Raw genomic sequence first — 6394 nt, forward strand, 5'->3', positions numbered from 1 at the left:
GGGGTGGCGTCGGTGACACCGGTGACGCCGGTCGCGGTGATTCGGCGGCTGAGCTCCGCGAGGTCGGTTTCCCGGCGCGCCAGCGCATCCGACCAGCCGCGGTCGGCACTGCGCAGGCGACCGTCGGGATGTTCGGCCAGGCCGACGCGGCCCAGCGCGGCCGAGTTGAGGATCCATAGCGCCCCGCTGCGATGCTGGACGCGCACCGGGACGCGCGGCACCACCGCGTCGAGGGCGGCCCGGTCCAGCTCGCCGGCGACGGACTCGTGATAGCCGACGGCGCGAATCCACCCGTCGGGGCCCGGCGTGGCGTTCGACAGCAGTTGCGTCAGTTGGGTTTTGGTGGTGACGCCGGGCGGTCCGACGAGAAACGAGTCCAGCGCGGACGCGGCCGAGCGGACGTGCACGTGGTGGTCGTGCAGCCCGGGCAGCACGGTCCCGCCGCCGGCGTCGAGCAGGCCCTCCCCCTGTCGGGCGGTCAGCCCGTCGCCCATCTCCTCGATCCGTTCGGAGACCCGGATGCTGGTGGTCGTCCCGTCCAGCAGGGTGGCCCGCCGAATCAGCATGACAGGCAACGCCGTTCGGATACCAGGCGCCGCACCGCGTCGTTGTGGGCGCCAAGCTCGGGCCCAGGCGCGGCCGCGGGCGGCACGGGCGGCGGCGGGGCGGGGTGATCCGAGGCCGACGGCTGGGTGGGCAGCGCGGCGTAGGTCGCGGCGACCGCGGCCATGGACAGGTGGATCGACTCGCCGCCGCCGCGGACCAGCGATTCGGTGACCGCGCAGGCCGCCTCCAGGCCGGTCAGGGGATCGGCGATGGCGTCCCCGCAGAACACCGGCTCGCCGTGGCCGGTGCCGACCAGACCGCCCGCCACCGCGGCGTCGTCGCCGAACGCGGGCCTCGGTGAATGCTCGTCGTACCCGGTGATCTGCAACCAGATGCGGCCCGCTCGCGGCGCTACGTCGCCCGGGCCGAGCCGGCGCCGGGCCAGGGCCGCGGGCCGGGAGCCCTCGATCACGACGTCGGCGACCGCGAGCAGCTCGCGCAGTTCGTCGGCGTTGTCGAAATCGACGCAATACGACAGCTTTCCGCCGTTCATCCAGTCGAAGAACGCGCGGTTGCCGCTGCGGGTGCCGTCGGGGCGGCGCGGGCTCTCGACTTTGACGACGGTCGCCCCGGCGCGGGCCAGCAGCTGCCCGCACAACGGGCCCGCCCACATCGACGACAGGTCGGCCACCAACAGGCCGGCGATGCGGTGTACCTCCGCCCGGAATCCCGCCCGTTCGATCCGCGGTGACGTGGCCGCGACCTCACCCAGGGCAGCGGCGGGAAGGTCGAGCAGAACCGCCCGCTCGATGATTCCCGACACCGGTTGGGTTGCGGCCCAACGCCTCAGCGTGGGCCAGGGGTCCGCGGGCACATCATCGGCGTGGACCAGCGCGGGCACGGCGGCGATGTCGTCGGGACGGGACAGCGTGATCGCGCACCAGCCGTCCCGCGCGGCCAGCAATCGGGTGGCGCCGCCGCACGAGACCGATCCGCCGCGGGTCAATCCGAGCAGCGCGGCCCGCCCCGTCAGCAGCGCGGCGGCGCTCACGCCGATGCCCGTTCGGTGACCGACGTCCGCGGCGACTCCCTCGGCGCGGGTCAGCACGTGGGCACGGGAGAAGTCCGGCGGCCCGTCGGGCGGCCCGGTCAGGTAGGCCAGCCCGCTGTTTCCCCAGTCGGCCGACTCGCTGCTCACGACACCATTGTGCGCGTGGCGTGCCGCGCCGCGGGTCAGAACTGCAGGGCGCTGAAGCGCCAGTCCAGCACCGGCCGGTCGGGCTGGTCTGCCGCGTCGCTGACCGCGTAGACCAGCGAGCGAAGCTTCAGCACGCCGCCGTGCCCGGTCGGCTGAGCGGACTCGACGTGTAGTTCGCTGTAGAGGGTGTCGCCCTCGTGCACCGGGCCGGTGTGGTCGCAGGACTCCCAGCCCAGGACCGTCACCAGATTGGGCAGCAGCCGGCTGGCCTGCGCGAGTGCCAGCCCGATGGTGTGCCCGCCGTAGACCAGGCGGCGCCCGCCGACCCGCGAATCGTGGTGTGTGGCAGCGATATTCAAGGTCAGCCGAGCCAATTCCGGTGCGCTGCTGACGACGTCGCCGGTGCTGTGCAATACCGCGCCCGCGATGCCGGGGTCGAAATGCGGGCCGGGCACCCGGGTTCGGAAGACCTCGGCGTCCCAGTGGGCGGTCGGATCGGCGGCGGGCGGGGCCGCGTCCGCGCCGATGCCCGACAGGTCGTCGCCGGGACGATCGTCGGGCCGGAAGTCCGGGCTCGCGGGCAGCATGGCGCAGCGGTAGAAGTCGAGGACCAGCTGGTCGGCCCGGTCGATCGTGATCATCCGCAGCGCAGCCAACCCCGTGGGTGCCCGGCCGGGCTTGGGCGAATTCGGCCGCAGCCCAACGACTTCGGTGCGGGTGTAGACCGAGTCACCGATGGCCGGGAAATGGTGAAAGGTGAGACCGCGATAGAACAGGTTGGCCTTGACTCGCTGGGTCACCAGCGTCGACTGCCCGATCGCCACGTCGCAGACCAGCGCTGGATGCGCCATCGGGCCGGGCATGCCGGTTACCGCCACGTACAGGTCGGCGTCCAGCGCCAGGCGCAGCCGGTCCCCCACGATCGCCTGATGCGCGGCCGCCAGACCCGGCGACAGCGTCGTCGAAGGCGCCCAGTCGAACACCTGGCCCACCGATAGGTCGTCGAAGTAGGGCCCACCCTCGCGTATGTCGGCATAAGTCACGGGGCCAATATGGCATGGGTGAGCAGAGAGCACAGCGACGACTCCCAAGACGAAGAGGACCTGCTGGTCGCCACCGTGCGGGCGTTCATCGACCGCGACGTGAAACCGACCGTCCGCGAGGTCGAGCACGCCAACACCTACCCCGATGCGTGGATCGAGCAGATGAAGCGGATCGGCATCTACGGGCTGGCCGTTCCCGAGGAGTACGGCGGGTCGCCGGTGTCGATGCCCTGCTACGTCCGTGTCACGCAGGAGCTGGCGCGCGGCTGGATGAGCCTGGCCGGCGCGATGGGCGGGCACACCGTGGTGGCCAAGCTGCTGACGCTGTTCGGCACCGAGCAGCAAAAGCGGACCTACCTGCCGCCGATGGCCACCGGCGAGCTGCGGGCCACGATGGCGCTGACCGAGCCAGGTGGCGGTTCCGACCTGCAGAACATGTCCACCACCGCGCTGCCGGACGGCTCGGATGGCCTGGTGATCAACGGCTCCAAGACCTGGATCAGCAACGCGCGCCGGTCCGGCCTGATCGCCCTGTTGTGCAAGACGGACCCGAACGCCGAGCCGCGGCACAAGGGCATCTCGATCGCGCTGGTCGAGCACGGGCCGGGCCTGTCGGTGTCGCGGGACCTGCCCAAGCTCGGCTACAAGGGTGTCGAGTCCTGTGAGCTGTCGTTCGACAACTACCGATTGCCGGCGACCGCGATTCTGGGCGGCCGCCCGGGCGAGGGTTTTTCGCAAATGATGAAGGGGCTCGAGACGGGCCGTATCCAGGTGGCTGCGCGGGCCTTGGGGGTGGCGACGGCGGCGCTCGAGGACGCGCTGGCCTACGCGCAGCAGCGGGAGAGCTTCGGCCGGCCGATCTGGAAGCATCAGGCCGTCGGCAACTACCTCGCCGACATGGCGACCAAGCTCACCGCCGCCCGTCAGCTCACCCGGTATGCCGCGGAGCGCTACGACAGCGGCGAACGCTGCGACATGGAAGCCGGGATGGCCAAGCTGTTCGCCTCCGAGGTCGCGATGGAGATCGCGCTCAACGCCGTGCGCATCCACGGCGGCTACGGCTACTCCACCGAATACGACGTCGAACGATACTTCCGCGACGCGCCGCTGATGATCGTCGGCGAAGGCACCAATGAGATCCAGCGCAACGTGATCGCCGGGCAGCTGGTCGCCCGGGGCGGGATCTGAAGGGAGGGAGTCGAAATCTCCCGGCCCGACCCCGATGCGTGCTGTATATTTGCCTGACTTCGCGTGCCAGCAAAGCCTGGACCGGAGGGAACCACACGGAAAGGGAGTCGTCATGAGTTATCCCCCAGGGCCGTACGAAGGTTCCCCAGAATGGCAGGGCCAGCAGCAACCGGGTTGGCAGGGCCAACCGCCGGAATGGCAGGGACAGCAACCCGGTTGGCAAGGCCAGCAACCGGGTTGGCCGGGCCAGCAGCCGGGCTGGCCGGCCCAGCGAGAGCCGGACAACTACCTCGTGTGGGCGATCCTGACCACGGTCCTGTGCTGTCTTCCGCTGGGCATCGTGTCGATCGTCTACTCCACCAAGGTCTCTGGGCTGTGGACGCAGGGACGGTATGCCGAGGCCCAGTCCGCTTCCGAGAACGCCAAGAAGTGGGCGATCATCGCCGCGATCGCGGGCGGGGTCATCGGGCTGATGTCCGCGATCGTGTACTTCTTCATCTTCGCCTTCGCCATTTCCAACCTGCCGTCGACCACCACGACGACGTTTTCGGGTTACTGAGCTCCTACTGGGAGAGGCCTTGGGCGCCAACGCAAATGGCGTCCACCAGCCCCCACTCCAGCGCGGTATCGGCGCCGACGGTTCGTCCGGACAGCACGAGATACGCTGTGCGCCAGCGGCCGATTCGCCGCGTAACGCTTACGGTGCCGCCGGCGCCGGGGATCAGGCCCAGGGTCAATTCGGGTAACCCGAACACCGAATCGTCGCGCGCCTCAATCCATCCGCAAAACGCCGCCATCTCCAGTCCGCTGCCCATCACCCGGCCGTGAACCTCGGCGCGGCAGGACCGGCCGAGCCGGGCGGTCAGCGCGTCGAGCGCAAGCGCGGGGCTGTGCCGGGTGCGGGCCAGGTGCGCGCTGGCCGGGTCGGCAAAGGTGCCGAACTCGGCGAGGTCTCCGCCGCTGCAAAACGATGGGCCGTTGCCGCTCAACACGATCCCCGTCACCGACGGGTCGAGTTGCGCGACGGTCAGCGCCTCCAATAGCGCCGCGCGCGCGTCGGTGGAAAACGCGTTGTGGCGTTGCGGCCGGTTGAACGCGATGCGCAGGGTGTCGCCGTCGCGGCGTGCCTGCACCGGGTCTCCGATCTCGGGCATGCGGGCGGGGCCGCGCTCGTCGAGCCAGCGCGCGAACTCCGGGCCGGCCTGCAGCGTGGAGTAGGCCAACGACTCGGTCACGACCGCGGCCAGCGTCGGGCCGTCGGGGCTGACCGCGCGCAGCACGTCGTCGCACACGCTGCTGGCATGCGGCCAGCGTTGGCAGCGCTGCGTCAGCTCGGCCAGCGTCTGGGGCACGGAATCGACGGTGACCACCCGGCGATCGGTGCAGGGGTCCTCGGTCAGGGTGAAAGTCGCCGCGTCGAGCCAGGTTTCGGACTTCGCGATGTCAGCGGCCGAGCCGACGGCGACGGTCACCCCCGGCGGCGTGTCGACGCCGGCGTCCGTCGCGCCGGACAGGTCGACCACTCGGAGAGTCACACCGAATACTTCTCGATCAGCCCGTTCTTGTAGAGCTTTCCGGTGTCGGTGCGCGGCAGCTGCGTCTCGAACGCGATGGATCGCGGGCACTTGTAGTGCGCCAGGCGGTCTCGCAGCCAGCCGAGCAGCTCGGCGGCGAATTCGTCGGTGGCGTGGGCTGGGTCGACGGTCTGCACCGCCGCCACGACGCGCTGGCCCATCTCGTCGTCGGGAATGCCGAACACCGCCGCGTCGAGCACCTTCGGATGGGTGACCAGAAGGTTCTCGGTCTCCTGCGGATAGATGTTCACCCCACCGGAGATGATCATGTGGTGGCGCCTGTCGGTCAGGAATAGATAGCCCTCGTCGTCGAGGTAGCCGACGTCGCCGACGGTGGCCCAGCCGTGCTTGTCATGTGAGGCAGCGGTTTTCGTCGGATCGTTGAGGTATTCGAAGGAGAAGCCGCCCTCGAAGTAGATCTCGCCGGGCTGGCCAGGGGGCAGCTCGGTGCCGTCCTCGCCGAGGATGTGGATCTGGCAGTTCATGGGCCTGCCGACCGAACCGGGATGGGCCAGCCACTCCTCGGCGCTGATCAACGTCGACCCGATCGCCTCCGAGGACGCGTAGTACTCGTCGACGATCGGCCCCCACCAGTCGATCATCTGCTTCTTGATCTCCACCGGACACGGCGCCGCGGCGTGCATCACCCGCTGCAGGCTGGACAGGTCGTACGAATCACGAACCGCCTGAGGCAGTTTGAGCATCCGGGTGAACATGGCGGGCACGAACTGGCCGTGGGTCACGCGGTAGCGCTGTATGGCGTCCAGCGTGCCCTCGGGGTCGAACTTCTCCAGCACCACGGTCGTGATGCCGCCGGCCTGCGCGGTCATCGACCACACCGACGG

7 protein-coding genes are annotated in these 6394 nt (G+C 69.9%); 2 read left to right on the forward strand and 5 right to left on the reverse strand.

Translation table 11 applies throughout. The annotated features are described in order from the left end of the window. The 3 genes from A5736_RS14435 to A5736_RS14445 form a co-directional block, all read right to left on the reverse strand. Positions 1-566: amidohydrolase family protein (locus A5736_RS14435; protein WP_139333313.1), on the reverse strand; the 566-nt coding region annotated here is incomplete at its 3' end. After that, positions 560-1744, reverse strand: coding sequence for a CoA transferase (locus A5736_RS14440; protein ID WP_076246928.1), 1185 nt, complete (start codon positions 1742-1744; stop codon positions 560-562). The genes A5736_RS14440 and A5736_RS14435, both read right to left, overlap by 7 nt. Before the next feature lie 35 nt (positions 1745-1779). Continuing rightward, positions 1780-2787 (reverse strand): MaoC family dehydratase, encoded by a 1008-nt coding sequence (locus tag A5736_RS14445; RefSeq protein WP_076246929.1) that lies wholly within the window; start codon positions 2785-2787, stop codon positions 1780-1782. An 18-nt stretch (positions 2788-2805) separates the two neighbouring features. On the opposite strand from A5736_RS14445, the gene A5736_RS14450 reads away from it, so the two are divergent. Further along, positions 2806-3975, forward strand: a complete 1170-nt coding sequence (locus tag A5736_RS14450; protein WP_254848365.1) for an acyl-CoA dehydrogenase family protein — start codon at positions 2806-2808, stop codon at positions 3973-3975. 112 nt (positions 3976-4087) lie between these two features. Next, the gene (locus tag A5736_RS14455) at positions 4088-4534 is read left to right on the forward strand and encodes a CD225/dispanin family protein (protein WP_076123710.1); all 447 of its coding nucleotides are present in this window, start codon (positions 4088-4090) and stop codon (positions 4532-4534) included. 4 nt (positions 4535-4538) lie between these two features. Here the strand turns inward: A5736_RS14455 and A5736_RS14460 are convergent, their stop codons facing one another. Together A5736_RS14460 and A5736_RS14465 are read right to left on the reverse strand one after the other, a co-directional pair. Continuing rightward, positions 4539-5510 (reverse strand): enoyl-CoA hydratase/isomerase family protein, encoded by a 972-nt coding sequence (locus A5736_RS14460; RefSeq protein ID WP_254848366.1) that lies wholly within the window; start codon positions 5508-5510, stop codon positions 4539-4541. Further along, the coding region (locus A5736_RS14465) for an AMP-binding protein (protein ID WP_139333314.1) at positions 5507-6394 on the reverse strand (888 nt) is incomplete at its 5' end. The genes A5736_RS14460 and A5736_RS14465, both read right to left, overlap by 4 nt.

This window comes from Mycobacterium sp. SP-6446 (assembly GCF_001954045.1).
In the GTDB taxonomy this organism is placed as follows: Bacteria; Actinomycetota; Actinomycetes; order Mycobacteriales; family Mycobacteriaceae; genus Mycobacterium.

Bases quoted from the DNA above. Each gene is read 5' to 3' on its own strand.
- A5736_RS14455 (WP_076123710.1), top strand. From the start codon at position 4,088: ATGAGTTATCCCCCAGGGCCGTACGAAGGTTCCCCAGAATGGCAGGGC.